Source organism: Terribacillus halophilus, assembly GCF_900101385.1.
Taxonomy (GTDB): Bacteria; Bacillota; Bacilli; order Bacillales; family Amphibacillaceae; genus Terribacillus; species Terribacillus halophilus.
In genome coordinates this window covers 168,060-189,864 of record NZ_FMZB01000001.1, presented here as the reverse complement: position 1 = coordinate 189,864, position 21,805 = coordinate 168,060, and the positions used below count along the sequence as shown (strand labels likewise).

The 21,805-nt window shown below is 45.4% G+C and carries 23 protein-coding genes; 6 read left to right on the top strand and 17 right to left on the bottom strand.

All coding sequences use genetic code 11. The features are described 5' to 3' along the window. Nucleotides 1–25 precede the first annotated feature (25 nt). Nucleotides 26–853 (bottom strand): polyamine aminopropyltransferase, encoded by an 828-nt coding sequence (gene speE / locus BLQ53_RS00910; RefSeq protein WP_093725076.1) that lies wholly within the window; start codon nucleotides 851–853, stop codon nucleotides 26–28. Between the two features lie 183 nt (nucleotides 854–1,036). Between speE and BLQ53_RS00905 the strand changes: the two genes are divergently transcribed. After that, nucleotides 1,037–3,070, top strand: a complete 2,034-nt coding sequence (locus tag BLQ53_RS00905; protein ID WP_244499196.1) for a transglycosylase domain-containing protein — start codon at nucleotides 1,037–1,039, stop codon at nucleotides 3,068–3,070. Between the two features lie 45 nt (nucleotides 3,071–3,115). On the opposite strand, the gene BLQ53_RS00900 is transcribed toward BLQ53_RS00905, so the two are convergent. From BLQ53_RS00900 to BLQ53_RS00890, 3 genes are all read right to left on the bottom strand, one after another. Then, nucleotides 3,116–3,616, bottom strand: coding sequence for a YwhD family protein (locus BLQ53_RS00900; protein ID WP_093725074.1), 501 nt, complete (start codon nucleotides 3,614–3,616; stop codon nucleotides 3,116–3,118). 388 nt (nucleotides 3,617–4,004) lie between these two features. Then, nucleotides 4,005–4,508, bottom strand: coding sequence for a YwgA family protein (locus BLQ53_RS00895; protein ID WP_093725072.1), 504 nt, complete (start codon nucleotides 4,506–4,508; stop codon nucleotides 4,005–4,007). A 12-nt stretch (nucleotides 4,509–4,520) separates the two neighbouring features. Beyond that, entirely contained in the window at nucleotides 4,521–5,816 is a 1,296-nt protein-coding gene (locus BLQ53_RS00890; RefSeq protein ID WP_093725070.1) for an HD domain-containing protein, read from the bottom strand. Between the two features lie 185 nt (nucleotides 5,817–6,001). Here BLQ53_RS00890 and BLQ53_RS00885 point away from each other — a divergent pair, with 185 nt between their 5' ends. Next, a complete protein-coding gene (locus tag BLQ53_RS00885) occupies nucleotides 6,002–6,838 on the top strand; it encodes a lipoate--protein ligase family protein (RefSeq protein WP_244499195.1) in 837 nt (278 codons plus the stop codon). Nucleotides 6,839–6,850: 12 nt separating this feature from the next. On the opposite strand, the gene ytvA is transcribed toward BLQ53_RS00885, so the two are convergent. Both ytvA and pta read right to left on the bottom strand, forming a co-directional pair. Further along, complete coding sequence (ytvA, locus tag BLQ53_RS00880; protein WP_244499194.1) at nucleotides 6,851–7,651, bottom strand: YtvA family blue-light photoreceptor; 801 nt, start codon at nucleotides 7,649–7,651, stop codon at nucleotides 6,851–6,853. A gap of 116 nt (nucleotides 7,652–7,767) precedes the next feature. Then, on the bottom strand, nucleotides 7,768–8,742 hold the full coding sequence (pta, locus tag BLQ53_RS00875) for a phosphate acetyltransferase (RefSeq protein ID WP_093725064.1): 975 nt from the start codon (nucleotides 8,740–8,742) through the stop codon (nucleotides 7,768–7,770). Nucleotides 8,743–9,000: 258 nt separating this feature from the next. On the opposite strand from pta, the gene hemQ reads away from it, so the two are divergent. Together hemQ and gerQ are read left to right on the top strand one after the other, a co-directional pair. Next, the gene (hemQ, locus tag BLQ53_RS00870; protein ID WP_093725062.1) at nucleotides 9,001–9,747 is read left to right on the top strand and encodes a hydrogen peroxide-dependent heme synthase; all 747 of its coding nucleotides are present in this window, start codon (nucleotides 9,001–9,003) and stop codon (nucleotides 9,745–9,747) included. Between the two features lie 241 nt (nucleotides 9,748–9,988). Further along, a complete protein-coding gene (gene gerQ / locus BLQ53_RS00865) occupies nucleotides 9,989–10,489 on the top strand; it encodes a spore coat protein GerQ (RefSeq protein WP_093725060.1) in 501 nt (166 codons plus the stop codon). A 31-nt stretch (nucleotides 10,490–10,520) separates the two neighbouring features. Here the strand turns inward: gerQ and BLQ53_RS00860 are convergent, their stop codons facing one another. The 5 genes from BLQ53_RS00860 to BLQ53_RS00845 all read right to left on the bottom strand — a co-directional run bounded on the left by BLQ53_RS00860 (nucleotide 10,521) and on the right by BLQ53_RS00845 (nucleotide 13,560). Next, nucleotides 10,521–10,889: a DUF423 domain-containing protein gene (locus tag BLQ53_RS00860; RefSeq protein ID WP_093725058.1), complete on the bottom strand. Its 369-nt coding sequence runs from the start codon at nucleotides 10,887–10,889 to the stop codon at nucleotides 10,521–10,523. Between the two features lie 17 nt (nucleotides 10,890–10,906). Continuing rightward, nucleotides 10,907–11,206, bottom strand: coding sequence for a YwdI family protein (locus BLQ53_RS00855; protein ID WP_093725056.1), 300 nt, complete (start codon nucleotides 11,204–11,206; stop codon nucleotides 10,907–10,909). Between the two features lie 140 nt (nucleotides 11,207–11,346). Then, nucleotides 11,347–11,487 carry a hypothetical protein gene (locus BLQ53_RS18805; protein ID WP_170829530.1) on the bottom strand — a complete coding sequence of 47 codons (141 nt, stop codon included), beginning with the start codon at nucleotides 11,485–11,487 and terminating at the stop codon, nucleotides 11,347–11,349. A gap of 114 nt (nucleotides 11,488–11,601) precedes the next feature. Then, nucleotides 11,602–11,907 carry a phasin family protein gene (locus BLQ53_RS00850; RefSeq protein ID WP_093725054.1) on the bottom strand — a complete coding sequence of 102 codons (306 nt, stop codon included), beginning with the start codon at nucleotides 11,905–11,907 and terminating at the stop codon, nucleotides 11,602–11,604. A gap of 3 nt (nucleotides 11,908–11,910) precedes the next feature. Then, entirely contained in the window at nucleotides 11,911–13,560 is a 1,650-nt protein-coding gene (locus tag BLQ53_RS00845; RefSeq protein ID WP_093725052.1) for an ABC1 kinase family protein, read from the bottom strand. 224 nt (nucleotides 13,561–13,784) lie between these two features. Between BLQ53_RS00845 and BLQ53_RS00840 the strand changes: the two genes are divergently transcribed. Continuing rightward, on the top strand, nucleotides 13,785–14,522 hold the full coding sequence (locus tag BLQ53_RS00840) for a helix-turn-helix domain-containing protein (protein WP_093725050.1): 738 nt from the start codon (nucleotides 13,785–13,787) through the stop codon (nucleotides 14,520–14,522). Nucleotides 14,523–14,556: 34 nt separating this feature from the next. Here BLQ53_RS00840 and BLQ53_RS00835 read toward each other — a convergent pair whose 3' ends face one another. Both BLQ53_RS00835 and ku read right to left on the bottom strand, forming a co-directional pair. Next, nucleotides 14,557–15,516 (bottom strand): acyltransferase family protein, encoded by a 960-nt coding sequence (locus BLQ53_RS00835; RefSeq protein ID WP_093725831.1) that lies wholly within the window; start codon nucleotides 15,514–15,516, stop codon nucleotides 14,557–14,559. Nucleotides 15,517–15,665: 149 nt separating this feature from the next. Further along, nucleotides 15,666–16,514, bottom strand: coding sequence for a non-homologous end joining protein Ku (ku, locus tag BLQ53_RS00830; RefSeq protein WP_093725048.1), 849 nt, complete (start codon nucleotides 16,512–16,514; stop codon nucleotides 15,666–15,668). 93 nt (nucleotides 16,515–16,607) lie between these two features. Between ku and ligD the strand changes: the two genes are divergently transcribed. Next, nucleotides 16,608–18,392 (top strand): DNA ligase D, encoded by a 1,785-nt coding sequence (gene ligD, locus BLQ53_RS00825; protein WP_170829529.1) that lies wholly within the window; start codon nucleotides 16,608–16,610, stop codon nucleotides 18,390–18,392. On the opposite strand, the gene BLQ53_RS00820 is transcribed toward ligD, so the two are convergent. From BLQ53_RS00820 to BLQ53_RS00805, 4 genes are all read right to left on the bottom strand, one after another. Continuing rightward, entirely contained in the window at nucleotides 18,393–19,637 is a 1,245-nt protein-coding gene (locus BLQ53_RS00820) for an aminopeptidase (protein ID WP_093725044.1), read from the bottom strand. It abuts the gene before it with no gap. Between the two features lie 123 nt (nucleotides 19,638–19,760). Beyond that, nucleotides 19,761–20,786 carry a metal ABC transporter solute-binding protein, Zn/Mn family gene (locus tag BLQ53_RS00815; protein ID WP_093725042.1) on the bottom strand — a complete coding sequence of 342 codons (1,026 nt, stop codon included), beginning with the start codon at nucleotides 20,784–20,786 and terminating at the stop codon, nucleotides 19,761–19,763. Nucleotides 20,787–20,900: 114 nt separating this feature from the next. Then, complete coding sequence (locus BLQ53_RS00810) at nucleotides 20,901–21,314, bottom strand: Fur family transcriptional regulator (protein WP_093725040.1); 414 nt, start codon at nucleotides 21,312–21,314, stop codon at nucleotides 20,901–20,903. Between the two features lie 27 nt (nucleotides 21,315–21,341). After that, nucleotides 21,342–21,800 (bottom strand): OsmC family protein, encoded by a 459-nt coding sequence (locus tag BLQ53_RS00805; protein WP_093725038.1) that lies wholly within the window; start codon nucleotides 21,798–21,800, stop codon nucleotides 21,342–21,344. Nucleotides 21,801–21,805 lie beyond the last annotated feature (5 nt).

Here is a 21,805-nt window from a genome sequence, read left to right as displayed (position 1 = left end):
TTCACTTGGAAGCGTCTCTCTTGTTTTATTTCAATAGATCCTGCACGAATTTCGGCAGTACAAAAGCAGCGTGATGCAATTCAGGCGTATAGTACTTCGTCTCGATGGACTGGAGACGTTCTGTCTCCACTTGTCTTGGATGATGCACTTTACTTCCCATCGTGAACGTCCACAGACCACTCGGATACGTAGGGATATTGGCTGTGTACAGCTTGGTAACCGGGAAGATTTCCTTTACATCTTTATATACCTGGGAAATCAAATCTGCCTTAAACCATGGGTTGTCTGTCTGGGCAACGAACAAACCATCTTCTTTCAGCGCTTTTGCAATCCCAGCGTAGAAGCCTTTAGTGAATAGATTCACCGCCGGTCCCACCGGTTCTGTCGAATCGACCATAATGACATCATACGCATTCTCACTCTCGGCAATATGCATGAAACCATCACCGACGCGCACGTCCGCACGCGGATCATCCATCTTGCCAGCAATGGAAGGCAAGAACTTTTTGGAATACTCGATGACTTTGCCGTCAATATCAACAAGTGTCGCTTTCTTCACTTTGTCATGCTTGAGTACTTCACGGATAACACCGCCGTCTCCTCCGCCTACGATCAGCACGTTCTCAGGATTCGGGTGCGTGAACAAAGGTACATGCGCTACCATCTCGTGATAGACGAACTCATCGCGTTCTGTCGTCATTACCATACCATCCAAAGTCAGCATGTTTCCCCATTCATCTGTTTCCAGCATGTCCAATCTTTGAAAATCAGTTTGTTCACTATGCAAGGAACGCTTCACTTTTGCCGTGATACCAAAGCTGTCTGTCTGTTTTTCCGTATACCAAAGTTCCATTGGATGTCATTACTCCTTATGTGTAGAATCCTATATCATCTCGCAACTAGTGTTGGTCATTTTTATAGCTTTAAACAATCAAATTATAGAGAAAATCCGAAAAAAAGCAACCCTTTATGACGTTTATTATCCTACTGTTAGCCGATACTGTTTTTGACACCATGAAGGAAGCAGGCGATAGACTTGATTCGGATTCCGACAGCCCGTTGGCAGAAGTGGCTCCAACCGAAAAGACTGGCGGCATTTACTCTCGGAGGCATGTTGACTGCCATTGGCGGATTGCTCCTCATCTGTTACTTGTTGGGCCCCCCGCCGATGACGAATAAATGGAGTACGACATTCTACGCAAATGACGATACGATTCTCGGCGAACAGTACGGCAACACGACGAAGCGCTGGGTATCATTGGAAGAAGTCTCTCCTCATTTGATTCATGCAACCATCCTGGCAGAAGACAAGAACTTTTACAAACATCACGGCTTTGCCTGGAAACGCATATTCGCTGCCGCCCTGCAAGACATCAAGGCTGGCGCCAAAGTGGAAGGGGCCAGTACCATTACCCAGCAATATGCCAAAAATCTCTACCTGACCAATGATAAGACATGGACACGAAAATTCAAGGAAGCCATATACAGCATTCGGCTGGAAATGTTTTATTCAAAGGATGAGATATTGGAAGGTTACTTGAATACGATTTATTACGGTCATGGGATGTATGGCATCCAGGCTGCAAGCGATTATTATATGGATAAAGATCCAGGCAGCTTAACAGCTGCTGAGGCTGCCCTGCTTGCTGGCATACCGAAAGGGCCATCTTATTACTCCCCTTTTCAAAATGAAGAACTTGCTGACGAACGGCAGGAATATATTTACGGGTTGCTGCAGGAAGCAGGGTATATCTCAGAACCCGAAACGCTTCCGGCCGTGTCGCTTTCGACAGAGCAGGAACGGGAAAGCCTGAAACGTGCTGGTTATTTTCAAGATTATATTACAGCTGAATTAGCCGAGGTACTGGGAATGGATAAAGAAGAAGCTGCCACTGCTGGATACCACGTCCATACAACGATGGATCCAAAACAGCAGCTGCAGCTGGAAATGCAAATAGCTGACACCATCCCGACAGACACGGAGCTGCAGACAGGGGCGATTGCCATGGACCCGGATTCAGGCGCTATCACGGCCATGGTCGGCGGTACCGATTATAAAGCCAGCACCTATAACCGGGCCACTACATCCAAACGGATGCCTGGATCGGCTTTCAAACCTTTTGTCTATTACACAGCGCTGAAAAACGGTTTTACTCCAATGACACAATTAAAAAGTGAAGAAACAACTTTCAAGCTGCCGAACGACAGAGAATATGCCCCAGGCAATTATCATGGCTATTATGCCAATGAAGATATCACGATGGCCGAAGCAATCGCCATGTCGGATAACATCTATGCAGTGAAGACGAATTTGATGGTCGGTGCAGAAAAAGTAGCAGCCGATGCCAAAAAGCTTGGCATCACAAGTGATTTACAAGCAGTCCCTTCTCTCGCTCTTGGGACTTCACCTGTAACGGTCGAAGAGATGGGCGTGGCTTACAGCCGGATTGCCAATGGCGGCAAGCCGATAAAAAGTTATACGATCGAGAAAATTGTCGACCGCAATGGGAAAACCATCTATTCCCATCAACAGCCGAAGCGCAAAAGTAAATTGGATAAAAAGAGACTGTTTGTGCTTACAGACTTGATGACAGGCATGTTCGACGATTCACTCAGCAGTTATATGCGTGTCACTGGCGCGACGATCAAGGACCAGCTGAGCCGCCCTTATGCAGGAAAATCAGGAACGACGACTACTGATAGCTGGATGGTCGGATTCAGCCCCGACTTGGTGACTGCTGTCTGGACAGGCTATGACGACAACCGCTCCATGGAAAAAGTAAAGGAATTGGCCTACAGCAAAGAAATTTGGGCCGGCTTCATGGAAAAAGCTCATGCAGGTGAACCGATCAAAGCGTTCCGGCCGCCAGCTGGCGTACGAGGTGTGTTCGTCGACCCTGATTCGGGACTTCTCTCCACTTCCTATTGCGAAAAACGCCGGTTCACCTATTTTGTAAGGGGTACGGAACCAAAGCTATACTGCCATCCCGATTTGGATGAAAATCCGCTATCGCCCAAGCAGGAAGCACCGCCGAGTAGGCGAAAACACTGGTTTGATTGGTTGTTTTAAAATGGAAAAAGCCGCTGTCCTTTTACCAGGGCAGCGGCTTTTGCTTCATTGCAATTGCTCTCTTAATTCTTCAGGTGTGCGATCCCAGAATTCCGGCTTATATTCCTTGAGGAAATCACTCAGCAATCCCTTCGATAAATCGTCCATATGGTCCAGCACATACTTACCTTTCAAGGATTGCTCCATATGCTTTACGTGCTCGGGCATCGACTTGTAGGCAATCCGATTCGGACGGTCGACGAGAATCTCACTGGCTGCGGCCCCATAATAATATGGACCATCCCCGCCATTTTGCACTGTCACCCAGACAATCCAGTACAGCTTTCCATTCAGCACCTTTTCTTTCTCATTCTGGAAACGAACACGTCGCTCCACCTGGCTGCGGGCATGCATTGCTGCCATATCGACATATGCTGTTTTCTCATTCGGATCGACGATGATCGGACTCATATTTTCCAAACTGATGGAACCTACACCATAGCCGCCATGACCATCTGTTGAATCATCTTTCATGATCGTGAAAGCATTATTCTTTTTCTTTTCCACGTGAACCGCTCCCTCGACTTTTGTCTCTATAGTAGCATGTGCTGGAATATCACTTCAATTCTATTGTTTTATCATGGAATCTGAAAGCACTGGAATACTCCACTATTTGGATATATCCAGGTCTAACCATTAATGCTGTCGCAGTCTTTCCATCAAAGAGCCACAAAAATTATTGGCTGGCTCAATCAAGTCGATTTATCACTCGTAGATTAACAGCTATAATGGGTGAGCGAATGACGAGACCTTCTAAAACTATCTAAGTTATGACCATCTAAAATTTGTACTTAAATGAAACTAGGTGGAAATTGAATAAAAGGTGTCCTAGATGAAGTTGCTTTTGGGATTATTAACTGAAAAAGCGAAGGACCCATTAGATCCTTCGCTTCTCTTATGCTTGCAACTTTTTCAATGAACCAATGAATTCCCAAGCATCCTTCATCTCTTCATCTGTATAATTTTGTTTCTTTTTCACTGTCCGTACCTTTTCTTCCACTTCCTCCTGCGGAAGTTCCTCGAAATACAGCATGGTAGATACAAGTTCAAGGAACCGGGAGCTTCTATCCTTCAACAGACGCACAGCCTCCTGATAGTCGGGGAATTGGTTTTCATAATGTGTGAGGAACTGCTGCCCCTCTTCCGTTATCGTGTAACGGTATTGAGTATAGCTGCTTTTATCCTCTTTCATCTCGTTGATCAGACCGAGGTTGCTCAGTTCATCCACACGCAGGGATAATTCCTCCGAATAGGGACCGAATAAATGAAATTCATATTTTTCACCGAACGGAATTCCATTTTTCTTCAGTATGTAAATCATCTTCTGCAGTTTTTTTCTTCCTACCACTTCTTCCACAGAGGAAAAGAATTGCAGGAGATTTGCGTGGTTAGCTAGCATAGCTGCTCCTCCTTATTGAAATAAAATCTCGTAAATACGCTGTTTCTGTCTGCTGTCATCCGGCAAAGCTTCTAAAATATCTTGTGGGAAATACAATTTATGGTCTGTTCGTTTCTTACCCGAAATCGCTTCTACTATATCCGATTGGCGGGACAGTTCCTTGAGTTTTCCGTTCGGCAGCTGCAGGTGGATCGGCAGCCTCTCCTCTTCTTCTCCCGGACGATAAAAGTCGTATGGCAAATCCGATGACGAATCATCGATCAGATAATATTCAGGATCGATGCCGACTTCGCTGAAAAGCTTGGACAGCTCGACCATCTCCTTTACATGAAGGAGCGGATTGAACTCAATGTATTTGAAGAGCCTGCGGTTCAGGAATCTTTCACATAAGTCCCTCAGTATATCATCTTCTTCCTCCAGCCAAGCCTGGAAATAGAAGGAAGTCACATTTTCATCGAGACGTATGTAATCCCCCAGTGTGACATTTCCGTCAAATAAAGAGATGAAATGCTGCGGGCGCAGCTTGAAGGTATAATCACTCTGATAGAGAGCTTTGGCCCGGTGCAGGATCTTCGTCAAAATCACTTCCGCACTGCGTGTCACCGGATGGAAATATACTTGCCAGTACATTTGGTAGCGGCTCATGATATAGTCCTCCACCGCATGCATACCGGACTCTTTTATGACAACCTGGTCTTCACGAGGCCGCATCACCCGGAGTATACGCTCCATGTCGAAATGACCGTAACTGACGCCAGTGAAGTATGCGTCCCGCTGCAGATAATCCATCCTGTCTGCATCGATTTGACTGGAGATGATACTGACAATCAATTTATCGCCGTATGTCTTATTGATCACTTCAGCTACCTTTTTCGGGAAGCTTGCGCTCACTTTCCGGAGCACATGGTTGACACCGGTATCACCGAGTATGATCTTGCGGGTGAATTCTTCGTGATCCAATCCGAAAACCTTTTCGAACGAATGGGAATATGGGCCATGGCCGAGATCGTGAAGCAAGGCAGCACAGAGCAGCAGCAGCCGCTGTTCTTTTCTCCAGTTCTTCCGATTCTCGAAATTACCGACGATCCGCCTGACAATCTCATACACACCCAAAGAATGATTGAAACGGCTGTGTTCGGCACCATGAAACGTCATATTGGAAGTTCCGAGCTGCTTAATTCGCCGAAGCCGCTGGAATTCAGGCGTCGCTATCAGATCCCAGATGACGCGATCACGAACATGTACATAGCGATGCACAGGATCTTTGAAAACTTTTTCTTCTTCTAGCTTTTCATCTCGATACGCCATTTCCTCTGCCTCACTTTATGTCATTCTATCTCGTTATTTTTTGTCCAATAGAACTAGTTTATAAAATATCGGGGTCCCAGTAAATAACCAAACGTAACTTTTACTCGTTTCTTGTCTACCCTATTTTTTGCTATACTATGTATTGGCGATTTTACGCCATTCCGTTGAAAAGGAGCGCGTACTACGTGTTACATACATTACTCAATGCACCTGAATTCCGCATTATCGATCATTCCGGTGAAGATGGACCGGAACAGGCAATGGCTTCCTTCGCGATTGATGACGCACTGGCTATTTCTGTTGGCGAAACTCTTGTTCCGCCGACTGCAAGATTGTGGATCCATGATCGTACAATCATGCTCGGCATCCCGGATTCGCGATTGCCTTACATCGATGAAGGAGTCGCATATCTGCGGGATAAAGGCTATAAAGCCGTCGTCCGGAACTCTGGCGGTCTTGCTGTTTTGCTGGATAAAGGTGTTGTCAATCTGTCCTTCATCTTTCCTGATGCCAAACACATCGGGATCCATGACGGCTACCAAGCGATGGTTGCCTTCATCCAATATATATTCCGTGACCTTACTGATAAAATCGAAGCGTTCGAGGTAGAAGGTTCCTATTGTCCCGGCACCTATGATCTGAGTATAGACGGCCGGAAATTCGCTGGTATTTCCCAGCGTCGTGTCAAAGACGGTTCTGCTGTACAAATTTATCTATGTGTGGATGGCAGTGGCGCTGCACGTGCCGAAATCGTCCGGGGCTTTTATGAAAGGGCCAAAAAGGATGCAGAAACTCGCTTTACATTTCCCGAAGTAGTGCCGGAAACGATGGCATCATTGGAGGAATTGCTCCATGTCCCGCTTTCTAGCGAGCAGGTTTGTAAGCGAATCGTCGACGGACTAGCTTCCATCACGCACATCATTCCAACTGGCGAAATGACGGTACGGGAAGCCGAGCTGCAGCAGGAACGAATGAAACTGATGCGCTCACGCAATGAAAATTTCCTAAACAAAAACCGCTGACCGGGTATCGGTTCAGCGGTTTTCTTTCTCCAAAAAGGATAATGCCTGTTTCACTGTCGAATAAAACTTGATGTTTTGGTCACTGAAATCGGCTTGTTGTACACTTTCCATAGCCATCTTCGGATGAAAGCCGGTAACGATCAGGCGGGTTCCCATCATATCTAGCAGTTGATATAGCCGGAGTACGCCATGATGAACCCCGCTATGAAAACGGCTGATACCCTGCAGATCAAGAAGGAAATTCCGCTCTCCCGTCTTCTGGACATGCTCCCCGACTCGTTCCAGTATTTGATTCAGTCTGCGATCATCCACATCACCAATCAGCGGCAAAATGGAGGTCGTATCCGTGATGGGAACAATCGGTGTGGATAAGCGGGATACTTCCTCCAGATAATGCGACACCAGCTCTTCATTCTGCTTTCGCTCTGTCACATCTTTTTGGACGCCGACGAAAAATGTCTTCTGCTCACTTTCCAGATAAATCGGATAAAGCTCGAGCTCATTCCAGAACATTTCGCCGTTCTTCCGGTAATTCTTCAGCTCCACCACGACAGCTTCTTCATTTCTAATCGCATTACGGACGATGGAGACATCGTCCCTATCTGTATCTTCACCCTGAAGAAATCGGCAATTAAGACCAAGGATTTCTTCTGTGGGATATCCAGTAAGTTTTTCAAAACCTTTGTTTGTATAAATAATCGGATTATCAGGAAGTGAGGGGTCTGTGATTACCACTCCTGCCCCTACGTAATCGATGGCATGCTTCACAAACTGATCTGTTACTTCGGATGAATAGCGGATATCCTTGCCCAACAATACTCACTCCTTTTGCATGTAAACAAAGCTATTCTACTATAATCCGAAAATAAAGACAAAACAAACAAAAAGACGCCTTTTTTTCCAAGTAAAGGCGCCTTTAAAAATTTCACTTATTCTACGGACTGGGCAGCTGTAATCAATGTAAGCTTGTACACATCATCTGCATCACAGCCACGGGATAGGTCATTCACTGGTGCGTTCAGACCTTGCAGGATCGGACCGACAGCATCGAAGTTGCCTAGGCGCTGCGCAATCTTATAACCGATGTTACCAGCTTCAAGGCTAGGGAATACGAAAACATTCGCATCACCTTTCAACACAGCGTCTGGTGCTTTTTTCGCAGCTACGGACGGTACGAAAGCAGCATCGAATTGGAATTCACCATCAACGACTAGATTAGGGTTTTTCTCTTTTGCAATCGTCAACGCATCTGCTACTTTTTCTGTCTCTGGAGATTTGGCAGAACCTTTTGTAGAGAAGCTAAGCAAGGCAACCTTCGGATCGATACCGAACATAGCCGCTGTCTCTGCGCTTGCTACGGCAATCTCTGCAAGGTCCTGGCTGTCAGGTGCGATGTTGATAGCACAATCTCCAAATACATAACGCTCATCATCCCTCACCATCACGAATGCACCGGAAGTTTTCTTGTATCCTGGCTTCGTTTTGATGATTTGCAATGCTGGGCGTACTGTATCAGCAGTGGAGTGTGCTGCACCGCTGACAAGACCGTCTGCTTCGCCTGTGTAAACAAGCATCGTACCGAAGTAGTTTTCGTCTTTTAGTAATTTCTTTGCATCTTCTTCTGTTGCTTTGCCTTTGCGGCGTTCCACGAACGCAGCGACAAGCTCATCGAATTTTTCGTAAGTATCGGGGTCGACAATGGTTGCACCATGTAGATTGATGGACAGTTCTTTTGCTTTTTGCTCCACTTGCTCTTTGTTGCCAATTAAAACTGGCGCAATAATTCCCTCTTGTGCAAGCTTTCCAGCTGCTTCCAAAATGCGCTCGTCCAATCCTTCCGGCAAGACGATACGTTTATTCTGACCTGTCACTTTTTCCCGCAATGTTTGAAATAAATCACTCATCCTAAAACCCTCCTAGAATATGTCTGCATTTCTATAGTAAATCTTTTTGTTTTACTTTTAAAGTCATATAAGCTTTCACTGATTTTTTAAATTAAAATAATCAACCCTTTAGATGTTCCCATTTCTGTCAAAGTATACACGTTAAGTGTGCTGGATAGTTGTTATAATAGAGATGCGATTAGCAAGCAACGACAGGCATGGTATGATGTCGTTTGTGTTACACTATACAAAATGTGAACGAAAAAGGAGTGTTTAGGCATGGCAGAAGCAGTAGAAACCATGGACGGCTGGTATTGCCTGCATGATTTTCGAGTAATGGATTGGACAAGCTGGAAACTGGCATCCGTTGATGAGCGCCAAGCGGCAATCGAGGAATTCCAGAACTGGCTTTCGAATATGGAACAAGTGGAAGAAGCAAATAAAGGCAGTCAGCTTGCCTACAAGATTATCGGTCACAAAGCAGATGTGATGTTCATGATCATGCGACCGACAATGGATGAACTACAAGAGATCGAAACGACTTTCGACAAAACGAAATTAGCTTCCTACATGACAAAGAGCTTTTCTTACCTATCAGTCGTCGAGCTTTCCAAATATATGAGCAAGCCCGGCGTCGATATCGAACAGAAGCCAGAAGTTCAGGCACGCCTGAAACCAATCTTGCCGCGCTGGGATTATATGTGCTTTTACCCGATGGATAAGCGCCGGATGAATGAAGACAACTGGTATTCACTTGAAAAAGATGCTCGTTCAAAACTGATGTACGAGCACAGCAAAACCGGCCGTAAATATGCTGGTCAAATCAAACAGATCATCACAGGTTCGTTCGGATTCGACGATTGGGAGTGGGGCGTCACGCTGTTTGCCCACGATCCGCTGCCAATCAAGAAGCTGGTTTATGAAATGCGTTTCGATGAAGTAAGCGCACGCTATGGTGAATTCGGCGACTTCTATTTCGGAAATATCCTGACAATAGAAGCAGCCTCCGACTACTTCCATATTTGATGCAAGCTGGACCCGGTCGGTCCAGCTTTTTTATATCTTTTGTTCTACCCTACTTTCCGGTCACATATCATGTCAAAGAACAGGCATGAGTTCCTTTGACATAAGGTTAGGCAATGGCATTTGTCAGGAGAAGAATCAGTTCAGTTCGGGCTGATAAAGAGCACAAGCAATTACAAAGATTTTCTTCACCCCTGCAGCCAGCCTGCCAAGTGTCTTCTAAGTGAATGTACAGGAAAGGGGAATGAAAATGAGTAAGAACCCGAATCAAGAGAACCAGAATCCGACTCCGAGTACCCCGCAGTACCAAGAACAGGGCCAGCCATATGCTTATCCGCAAGTCCCGAATTACAGCTATCCAAACCGCCAGCAAAATCAGCCGTTTTACCCTCAGCAACAACAGCAGGTTCCGTCACAAGTTCAAGGTGGTGGATTTCCAGGCGGTGGTGCAGGTCCTGGGCTTCCGACCGAGCAGTCATACATCGAGAACATCCTGCGCCTGAACCGCGGCAAGCTGGCCACTGTCTATATGACATTCGAAAACAATGACCGCTGGAACGCAAAGATCTTCAAAGGCACGGTCGAAGCTGCCGGACGTGATCACCTTATCCTGCGTGATCCGGAGAATAACCGCCGCTACTTATTGTTGATGGTCTATCTTGATTATGTCACATTCGATGAACCGCTCAATTATAATTACCCTATCGGAAATCCGGGCGGCTTGGCCACATACCCTCCACGATGAAAAAACCTCTGCTGCGGCAGAGGTTTTTCCTTTATAGATATTTGATTGCGGAATAACCGAGCAGCGCCCAGCCAATCAAGAATGCGACACCGCCTACTGGAGTGATCAAGGCAAAAACCGTAATACCACTGACAGCGTATATATAAAGCGTTCCAGAAAATAACAAGATACCTGCGATGAAGAAACCGCCGGCAGTCATCAAACTTCCCGCTTGGATTTTTTGCAAAAGCAATGCTATCCCGATTAGCGCCAGTGTATGGAACATCTGGTATAGGACCGCTTTTTCCCAAGTGGCGATTGCCTTCTCCGTCAACCTTCCTTCCAGTCCGTGCGCCCCGAATGCTCCAAGACCTACAGTAAGGAAACCACTGATAGCTGCAATTATAAGTAATGCTTTCATTTTTCTGCTCCTTTATATCAAAAATCGAACAAGGATTTGCCGTTCGATTCGTCATCATCGTCCTCAAATGCCTTCTTGGGCTGCTGCTGGGCTGGCCATTCCCCTGTCATCGCTGCCCATTCCGCCGCTGACGGTCCAGTTTGTGACGCTGTCTGTTTGGGCGTCTGTATCTTGACTGGTTGCTCACTTTGCAAAAACAGGTCACACATCGAACGGACCGCCCGAACATGCTCCCGCTGCTTCTGGACATCATCCATGCCCAATGCCCGCTCCAGTTCCTCTTTCATATGCCGCAGCACTGCTTCTTCACTTAACAAGCCGAACACCTCCATCGTTTTGCAACTACCTGCATTATATCAGATATGGAGGAAAAAGATTAATCCACAACAATGTCCAAGCTCTTCCTCCCTAGCGCAAAAATAAAAAAGCCCGCCAATTCTGGCGGGACTTGGTTCTGTTACTGCGCTTGTTTCAGTATATCCGATTGTTCGGCGACATATTGTTCATGCATCCATTGCAAAAAATCATATTCCGTGGCTGTGGAAGGGCGTTTCAAATCTTGTTCCACTTGGTCGACAAAAGATAAAAAGCTGATCATTGCTAATTACCTCCTCTGATTATAGCCTCTTCCATCATTCTAAAGGAGAATGGATAGCTTGACAACAAATTTTCAAAATATTCACGACAAATTAATCATTTAATACATAATCCATTAATCTTCCTTATTTTGCAGCCGAAGCTCCAAATGACTGATTCGCTGCTTCAGGGCATCAACATCTGCTTTTGTCGCAAGTCCCAGATCACTCGCTTTTTTTTGCATGTTCCCCTGATTTTTCTCGCTCCACTCATTGGATTTCGCTTCTCCTTTTTCCACAAAACGCTGAACCAAATCCTTCGCTTGCTGCGGCGTAATCTCTCCCTTTGCCACGAGTTCTTTCAGTTTTGCATCCAATTTCTCTTTCCCGGCCAAAGCAGCACCAACACCTAAAAGAAATCCTTTACGTAATAAATCCGCCATTTTTCATAACCTCCTAGTCTTATTTATGGATCTTAGCATCAGAACATGCTTGATGAATAGAATTAAGCCCAATCCCAAAAATAGGAACATCAGGATGAATCCGACGAGGATCAACCATAATGTATGCTGGATGATTCCATGGATGCCAGTGTATGCAGATCCTGCTGTCAGCATGAGCAGCAGCACCGTATAAAAGAAATAAAATTGATGCAGCAGCTGGTTCTTTTGCCTATCCCGCTCCCAGCTCCGCTGCTTCTCTCCATCCGTGAGCCAATCAACGACTGCCCTGGGCATAGATAAGAAAGGCCGGAGGGAGTTTGTGAGAATACCAGTATAGATGGAACTATGTTTTTTCGATCCCCTCATCCAGCGGAGGATGACAGGCTTGCCCCATTCGACCAAATCAGCCTGCGGATAAATGATCGCAACCAAACCAATCGCCAAGGATACTGCCCGACCTAGGAAAGCGAAATCAGCCGGCAGCTGGATCGGCTGCTCTTTCACGATCACCTGCAGCTCTTCCATCAATTGAAGGAATGAGTCCGTGTCTCCCACATCAAGCTGTCCGCCTTTATATAAATCCACCGTCTTCCGGATGATTCGTTTCACCTTCTCTGAATCTGCGGATGGGAGCAGGAATTCCATTTTGTAGAGTGCCTGGATAACTGCTTCATAGTCATCCAGAACAATCCCTTGGATAGCCTCCCTTAAATAGTCAGTGTCTGTTGCTTTGATCTCACCCACCATCCCGAAATCGAGCAATACTATCTTTCCATCTGGCTGTACCATGATATTCCCCGCGTGGGGATCGGCATGAAACATTCCGCTGTTGAGAAACTGATCGGAGAAGAACTGAAAAAGTGCTCTGGCCACTTGCTCACGAGGAATCTTCTGTGCATCGAGATAATCCGTGTCCGTCACCTTCCTGCCATCCACCCAATCCATTACCAGCACTCTCCCGGTACAGAGCTCTGGATAATAATCCGGCATTTTGATATCCGGGTTCCCTTTGTAGCGTTTCCTGAAATAATCCGCATGCTCCAGTTCTTTGCGAAAGTCCAATTCCCTGCTGATGATCGTCACCACTTCGGCATACAATGCCTTCATATCCGATTTTTTGCCGATACTGGTGAGCTTGCGGAGCAGGAAAAAGATGATCCGCAGCGCTTTGAAATCCATGTGAAAAATTTGCCTGACATTATGACGCTGGACTTTCACCGCTATTTTCTTTCCGTTCTTCAGCCGTGCCTCATACACATCGCCAATAGAGGCAGAAGCAATCGGCTGAGGGTTCAGATCCTTAATCTCTGTCTCATAATAGCTGCCAAGTTCCTCTCGTAAAATCGCCTCCGAATATGTAAACGGCGTCGGCTTTACCTTATCCACAAGACCTTCCATTTCCCGGATGAATACCTTTGGCAGTAAATCTGCACGAGAGCTGAGAAACTGCCCTAACTTGACCAGTAATCCGCCCTTCTTTTCAGCAGTCTTTCGATACTCCCTTGCCTGCTTCGTAAGCAGTGCTTCCCATTCCTGTTTATCCTGTTCATCCCATACACGGCTATGCAGCAAATAAAACCAATATATCTGCACCATGAACCGGATGACCATCCAAACAATAGCCAGAATACGCCGGGTGGATCTGACACGCATGCGCACACCTCTTTTTTTCAGACAATTGCCTTCTTTCTTGCTATTCCCATTATAGCTAGTCTTTCTCCTGCTTGTCTATTAACCTGCCAACGTGTCGAAAAACGTTAAAATAAATGTTTTATAAATATTTTTTATTAAAACAGTTTATTTTTTCTCGGAAAACGCTTACAATATTGATATATAAGACTGATGATAAAACCAATATTCCTTAACGGAGGTATAGTATGTCTACCATATCTAAAAATGCTGTTCTGCCTGAGAAACGTTCCAGTGAAGATATGAAGTCAAACAAACAGTTTTTGTACCCTTCCTACCTGCTTGAGAACCAGCTGATGGATGCTGTACAGGATGGAGATCTGAATGGGGCAATATCGATAATTGAAAGCCTTTCCACTTCTGAACGCCCGAAGTATGCCTTTCAACCGCTACGATCCGCCAAAAACCAATTGATCAGCATCTGTACGTTATACACACGTGCCATCCTTAGGGGCGGCGCTTCCCAGGAAGTAGCTTCCAGTCTGAATATGACGTACATGCTGGAAATCGAGAATTGTCAGACAGAGCAGGAGCTTACCGACTTGGAATATGATATGCTTGTCCGTTTCATCGAAGGACTGAACAAAAGCCGGGCTACACAATACTCCAATATCATCAATGAAGCAATTGCATACATCCAATCACACATCCTGGAGGATCTGAGCTTACAGGCAATCAGTTCCCATTGCAACGTGAACCCGAGCTACCTTTCCCATCTATTCAAAAAAGAAGTCGGCGTGTCCACCGTTCAGTTCATCAACCAGAAAAAGATCGAGGAATCCAAGTATTTCCTGCTTCATACAAATCAGTCCATTGCTGACTTGGCCAAGAAATTCAATTTCTGCAACCAAAGTTACTTTACCGCTCAATTCAAATTCTATACGTCGATGACGCCGAAACAATTCCGCGACGCACGCCCAAGTTAAAAGAGCCGCACAGGATATAACCTGTGCGGTTTTTTTATGGGCTTTTCAACTCAATTAATGGTTTCCATAATCGCAGCATCCAGCGCTGGGAGAGGATTAGTACAATGCCAAAAGTGACTATCATTAGTCCTGCTATATCGAGACTATTGCTTACCTCGAATAAATCATCCACTCGAATCCACTGGATGAAAAATCCGTGCAATAGATAAACATACAATGTCCGCTGCCCATACTTTGTAAAAGGCATCTCTTTGCTTGGCACTAGTGCCAATATACTTAGCATCATGAGCCCGGAGAAGAGATAAACAAGCAAACGGATCATGCCGCCACTCTCGCCAGCGCCGAGCATAGTATAGGATTTCGATCCAAACAGCCAATCTGCCGGAATATCAGGATACATACATAGCAAGAAGATCACTGTCAGGATTAATACTCCCCCCACTATCCGAATCGGCAGACGTCGCAGCACACTCAACTGTTCTTTTGTCACCCAATAGCCAATCAGGAAAAATGGAAAGAACACGAATGTCCGGGAAAGGCTTAATACTGCTCCGATCTCATTACAATACCCAGCTAGTAAACCGACAAAAACAGCAAGTGGAATACCCAGTGCAGGCTTGATTTTCTTGAATGGAATAAGCAGCATATGCCAGCAGAACAAGCTCAGCAAAAACCATAGTGCCCATTGCGGTACAAGGATGGACGCCAACCAATCCTCTTTTCCGATGGTATAGTAGTAAATCGTGTAAATGACTTGGAAAAATACAAATGGTAAAAGCAGCTTTTTCGCCAGTTTTTCAATGGCAGCTCTCTTACAGGCTCCCTTGGCAAAAAAGCCAGCCAGGAAGATGAAAACAGGCATATGAAAGGTATATATCCAAGTATAGCTCACTTGCAGGAACAACATGTCCTGGTATGGCTGTATCAAATGCCCGAAAACGACAAACGTAATCATAAGCAGTCTTGCATTGTCAAAATATGCATCGCGTTTCATACTATCGCTTCCTTCTGCAGGATGTATTCCTCCATAGTAAGGAGCCAAAAGCAGAAACGCCATAGCTTACGTCTTTTCTTCATCGACTTGTTAGCAGGCTGTCAAAGGACTGTCATATACGAAATACATGTGTAAAATGACGGGCAGGATTATCCAGCTTCCGGCTTCTTTTTAGCCCGTGTCGAAGTTTTTCTCTTGGTCGTCTTCTTCGCTGCCGGCTTATCTTTTTTCGCTTTATCCAGCGATGCCTGCAAAGCATCCATCAAATTGGTAACATTGCTCGGCTGTTTCTTCGCTGTCGGGATATGGACGTCTTCATGATCGCGTTTTGCCTGTATTAGATCGAGCAAGGCTTCCCGATATTCATCATTATATTTTTCTGGATCAAAGGTAGCTGTCAGCTGCTCGATGAGCAGCTTAGCTGTGTTGAGCTCTTTTTCATTAGTGCTGTCCTCCGCTGGGATATTCGGCACATCGGCTACACTCCGAACCTCATCCGGGTAATGGATCGTCTCAACGACCAGCACATTTTGGTACACACGGATGACGGCGAGCTGCTGCTTGGAACGGATGATCATCGATGCAACACCGATTTTCCCCGTCTCCTCGAGTGCTTTTCGCAATAAACTGTATGCTTTTGTCCCGCCTTCATTCGGAGACAAATAATAGCAGCGTTCGAAGTAAATGGGATCGATTTCCTCCAAGCTGACAAAGTCAACGATTTCCACCGCTTTGTCTTCCTGCTCCTTCTGCAAAGCTTGCAGTTCTTCCTGATCCAGTACGACAAATTTATTCTTCGTGTACTCATAAGCTTTGACAATATCTTCTGTCTGCAATTCCTTCTCACAATGCGGACATACTTTTTCATATTTGACCGGTGTGTTGCACTCTTTATGAAGCTGCCGCAGTTTCACATCTTTATTTTCCGTGGCAGCATGCATTTTCACGGGAATATTCACGAGTCCGAAGCTGATTGTTCCCTTCCACATCGTATGCATCGACTGTTCACTCCTTTTTGTCTAGTTTGTACGTCTATCCGATGTTTAATTCCGGCATGATGCTTCAAACTAGAGAGAAAGGAGGGAATGTCAATGCAAGTGATGAAACCGATCTATCAGGATACCTATCCTGTAGGAAAAGAATGGATATATGAAGTGAAATATGACGGTTTCCGGGCTGTCCTCAACGTTACCAAAGATAGTGTGATGCTGACAAGCAAGAATGGCATTGATTTAACCACCCAATTCCCGGAAATCATCACTTACTGTGAACAGCAAAAACATGTAGTGGAGCCACATATTCCTTTTTCCATCGATGGGGAGTTGATTGTTCCGAAAAACGCATTAAGTGGTGACTTCGGTCTGCTTCAAACTCGCGGACGAATGAAATCGACTGATCGTATCGGAATGACCGCAGCTGCACGCCCTGCTGTGCTGATGGCGTTCGATTTGCTTATCGATGCTGGCAAAAAACAAGAAAAACGACGACTTACTTCCCGTAAACAAGCATTGCAAGAACTCATCCATTCATTCGAGGGGCATCCGGCAGCGATAAAATACGTGGACTATCATGAAGAACCAGGAGCACTATTGGAATCTGTCATCCTCCATCAAGGCGAGGGTATCATCGCTAAGCGGGCATCCAGTACCTACAAGGCTGGCAAACAGCATCATGATTGGTACAAAATAAAGAATTGGCGGACGATCACAGCAGTGCTGACAGCGTACGATAAGGAAAATGATTATTTCCATGCCCAGTTAGCAGATGAGAGCGGTCATTTCGTACCAATCGGGAAATGTAAGCACGGGATGGAAGAGGCAGAGCGGAATACACTTACTGCTTTTTTTAGAGAAAACGGGAAATCAGCCGATAATCTCCTGATTCTCCCACCTGCGGTTTGTGCCAAAATTAATTGTCTTGGCCAGGCCGATGAGGAACTGCGCGAACCGAGATTCCATCGTTTATCGCCTTCTGCAGCAGCAGATGATTGTACGACAAAGCAAGCAGTCATAGATTTGGCCCAGTTTCCGGAAACAGTTGAATTAAGCAAGCTGGATAAGCTTTACTGGCAAAAGGCACAAATTGATAAATTGCGCTATCTGCTTTATATCCGGACAGTTGCACCATTCATGCTGCCCCATATGATAAACCGGGAAATGACAATTATCCGCTGCCCCGATGGAATCGAAGCAGATTTCTTTTATCAGAAACACAGACCCGATTATGCACCCTCCTTCATTCCTGATACGAAGGCGCTGCAATGTCCGGATCTGCAGACTCTGATCTGGTTTGCCAACCATGGGAGTATTGAGTTCCATGCACCTTTTCATCAAATCGGCAGTGACTCCCCGCGGGAAATCGCCATCGACCTTGATCCGCCGGCGGACGATGCGCTTCCTTTGGCAATCAAGGCTGCAAATCTACTTAAAGTCTGGTTAGATCAGATGCAGCTGACTGCATTCATCAAGACTTCCGGCAGTAAAGGACTGCAGCTGTACATTCCTTTGCCAGACAATCAACTCAGTTATGAACAAGCAGGCACGTTCACCGAAGCGCTGGCAAGATTACTTGTCCAGCAGCATCCTGACCTGTTTACAATCGAAAGGATGAAAAAGAATCGTCATGAGCGCCTGTATATCGACTATGTCCAGTTCGGAAAGGGGAAAACGTTACCGGTTCCCTACACCGCGCGCATACGCACTAGCGGCACTGTCAGCACTCCGTTATTCTGGGAGGAAGTAAACACAGGCCTTACAATGGATGACTTCACCATTTACACTGTACCTGAGCGCATACGGCAAAAAGGCTGCCCCTTTGCTTCCTATGAGGAAGCCAGGAACAGCCAAAAGCTGGATTCTATTTTCCATTTGGTTTGATCAGTTGAACTCGAATGCCCATGCTCCCTGGCGGAAGACTGCCACAGTAGTGCCGTCTTCTTTTACACCATCGATATCAAGGTCAGCAGAACCGATCATGAAATCTTCATGCATGATGCTATCATTCACACCTGCTGCCTCAAGCTGTGCAGCAGTCATATCATTGCCGCCTGCAATACAAGTCGGATATGCCTTCCCTAATGCAAGGTGGCATGATGCATTTTCATCAAAAAGTGTATTATAAAAAATCAAACCTGATTGTGATACCGGCGACTTATGCGGAACCAACGCCACTTCACCAAGCCGTTTAGAACCTGGATCAGCTTCCAGCAGATTTTTCAGCGCCTTTTCGCCTTTTTCCGCTTTGTAGTCCACTACTTCGCCATCCTTGAATGTCAGCTGGAAGTTCTCGATCAGCTGTCCATTGAAATTGTAAGGCAAGGTGCTGGATACCGTGCCATTCACCCCATCCTTATGCGGCATCGTAAATACCTCTTCAGTAGGGATATTAGCGTTGAATTCGACGCCTGCTTCTGTCGGACCGGAACCGCCGCTCCAAATATGGCCTTTCGGCAGCTCAATGGTTAAATCGGTGCCCTTTGCTTTATAAATCAATTTGGAAAACTGCTGCTTATTCATATAATCAGCGGCTAAGTGAAGCTGTTTATTATGCGCCTTCCAAGCGGCATTTGGATCTTCATTCCCGGTAACCCGGCTGATGCGCAGGATTTCTTCCATCAGGGCTTCTTGTGCTTCTTCGATCGATTTGTCAGGGAACACCTTCTTGGACCAAGCTACTGTCGGATAGGCAACAATCGACCATTGCATTTTATCTTTCATCATATAGTCCCGATAAGGTGTCAGACCTTTTCCGGAAGATTTCATAAAAGCAGCAACTTTGGTTCCATCCACTCTTTCTAAAAGATCTGGATTCTCTCCCAGGATATTCAATACTGCATAATTATCCTTGACCATTTCGTTGCGCGCATGGAACTTCCAAGCAGGCACATTCTCTAAAAATTCAAGTGGAGCATACATATAACGCTGGACAGCCAGCTCATCATCCAACCATTCCGTATGTACATCTTTAGCACCAGCTTTATATGCCTCTTCAGAAACCATCCGGGCGAAACGCACTGCTTCTATTGGCGCAAATAGCATCAGTCCTTGTCCCTCTTGCAAATTAACGCCTGTCTGGATAGCCAGTTTGGCGAATTGACGCAGCTGTTCTTCGAATTTTTTCATTGCTTACCCTCCAAAAACATATGTACCTCTACATTATATCCTAAAATTAGAATATTCACGAAACATAAAGGATAAGGAAAGGCTGTTGAGTTCTCTCAACAGCCTTTCCTGCACATGCCTAGTTTATTCGTTTGTCAAAGCTTGCTCCAACGTTTCAATATTCTTGTCCATCAGACTGAAATAATCTTCACCAGCATCGTTTTCATCCTTGGTAATCGTCTCCAAGTTGTGAATTCTGAGGACGTCCGCCCCGATCTCATCCTGTACGATGGTTGCCACCTTCGGCGAAATATTCTGTTCGAACAATATATAGTTCAATTTATTATCTTCTGCCGTATGGATGATCTCCTCTAATTTTTTCTGAGAAGGTTCATTTGTTGGTGACAAGCCAGTTATGGCAATTTGCTCAATACCGTAACGGTCTCCCCAGTATCCATATGCAGCATGAGACACGATAATTTTTTTATTTTCTTTTCCTTCGACCACCTGCTGGAATTTCTGATCAAGCTCGTCCAATTCTTCCGCGACAGCCTTATAATTGTCCTCATAAGTCGTTTCGTTGTCAGGATCCATTTCTGCAAGAGTATTCTTCATATTTTCTGCCATCTGTTTTGCACGTTCCGGGTCAAGCCAGTAGTGCGGATCTATACTGCCATGGTCATGATGATGTTCTTCTTCTGTTGCTTCTTCACTATGATCATGTTCTTCTTCTGCTGCCTCTTCGTGACTATGATCATGTTCTTCTTCTGCTGCCTCTTCGTGACTATGATCATGTTCTTCAAAAGGAAGTAAATTGATGCCATCTGCAAGCTGGGCAATCTTTATATCCTCGTCTCCAACAGCATCCGCAATCGTCTCGGCATACGTTTCGAGCTCATCACTCGAATACAAGAAGGCATCTGATTTAGCGATGTCAACCATCTGATTCGATGTCGGTTCGAAGTTATGTGCGTCACTGCCAGCTGGCAGTACGGACTCCACCTCTACGTGGTCTCCGCCAATTCTTTCTGCAAAGTATTGGATTGGATATATTGTCGTATAGATCTTCATTTTCCCATTGTCGGAGCTATTTTGACTCCCGCTGTCCGAACAGGCTGCAAGCAGCACGACAAGCAGGGCTGTACTGATTAAGAATAATGATTTCTTCAAAATGATTTCCTCCCGTTACATATAAGCTCTAACCGAGATTATATCGTAACCATTACTATTTGTAAACAGTAGTCATTACGTTCCGTTCACAAAAAAATACTGCCTATCAATCAATTATTGACAGGCAGGACAAATGCCATACACCTCAAAATTATGATTTTCTATTGTATAGCCACCCGGCAGTACTGTTTGCACGTCTGCTATCGGGCAGACATCGATCGCTTTTGTAATGCCGCATTGCTTGCAGATGAAATGATGATGATGGCCTTCAATATTGCAGTGGAAACGAAAATGCTTATCTCCATCTATTGTGGTCATTTCTAATATGCCAAGCTCTGCCATCGTATATAAATTCCTGTACACAGTATCATAACTTGCACTTGGAAAGTCCTCTCGAAATTCTTTCCAAAGATCGGTCACCGCGGAATACTGGGATCGTTTCTGGAAAATGTCCAGTAGTTTTTCGCGCTGCTTTGTCTGTTTAAAGCCGTTTTCTTTTAGAATATGCATCGCCCGTTCACTATTCATACGCTTTCCGTCCTTTATCCTACAAAATTAGTAAGTGTTCTTCTCGATGTTCAAATCAGCTTCCAAGCTGACTGCCACATTTCCTTTAATCGCTCTTGTAATCATACAGCTTTCTTCCGCTTTGGTGGCCAGCTTCTTTAGCATCTGAAATTGTTTCTCTGTCGCATCATGTTTCAAATATACCGTTGGACGATGGATGATTCTCTTGTACGTGATCACACCGTTTGTTTCATCAACGATACCTTCCGACTCCAATTTCATGGACGACAGCGGTAAGTGAGCTCGTTCAATCATAGCTGCCAAAGTGATGATATAACAAGTAGCTGCCGCACCGAGCAGCATCTCATCCGGATTCGTACCGATGCCAGGACCACCCATTTCCGGCGGAATGCTGATCTCTGTCTTTAGATTGCCTGCTTCGATTGTACCAGAGCTGTTCCTTCCTCCCGGCCAGGCTGCAGCTAAATGAAAATGATGTTCTGACATCGTAC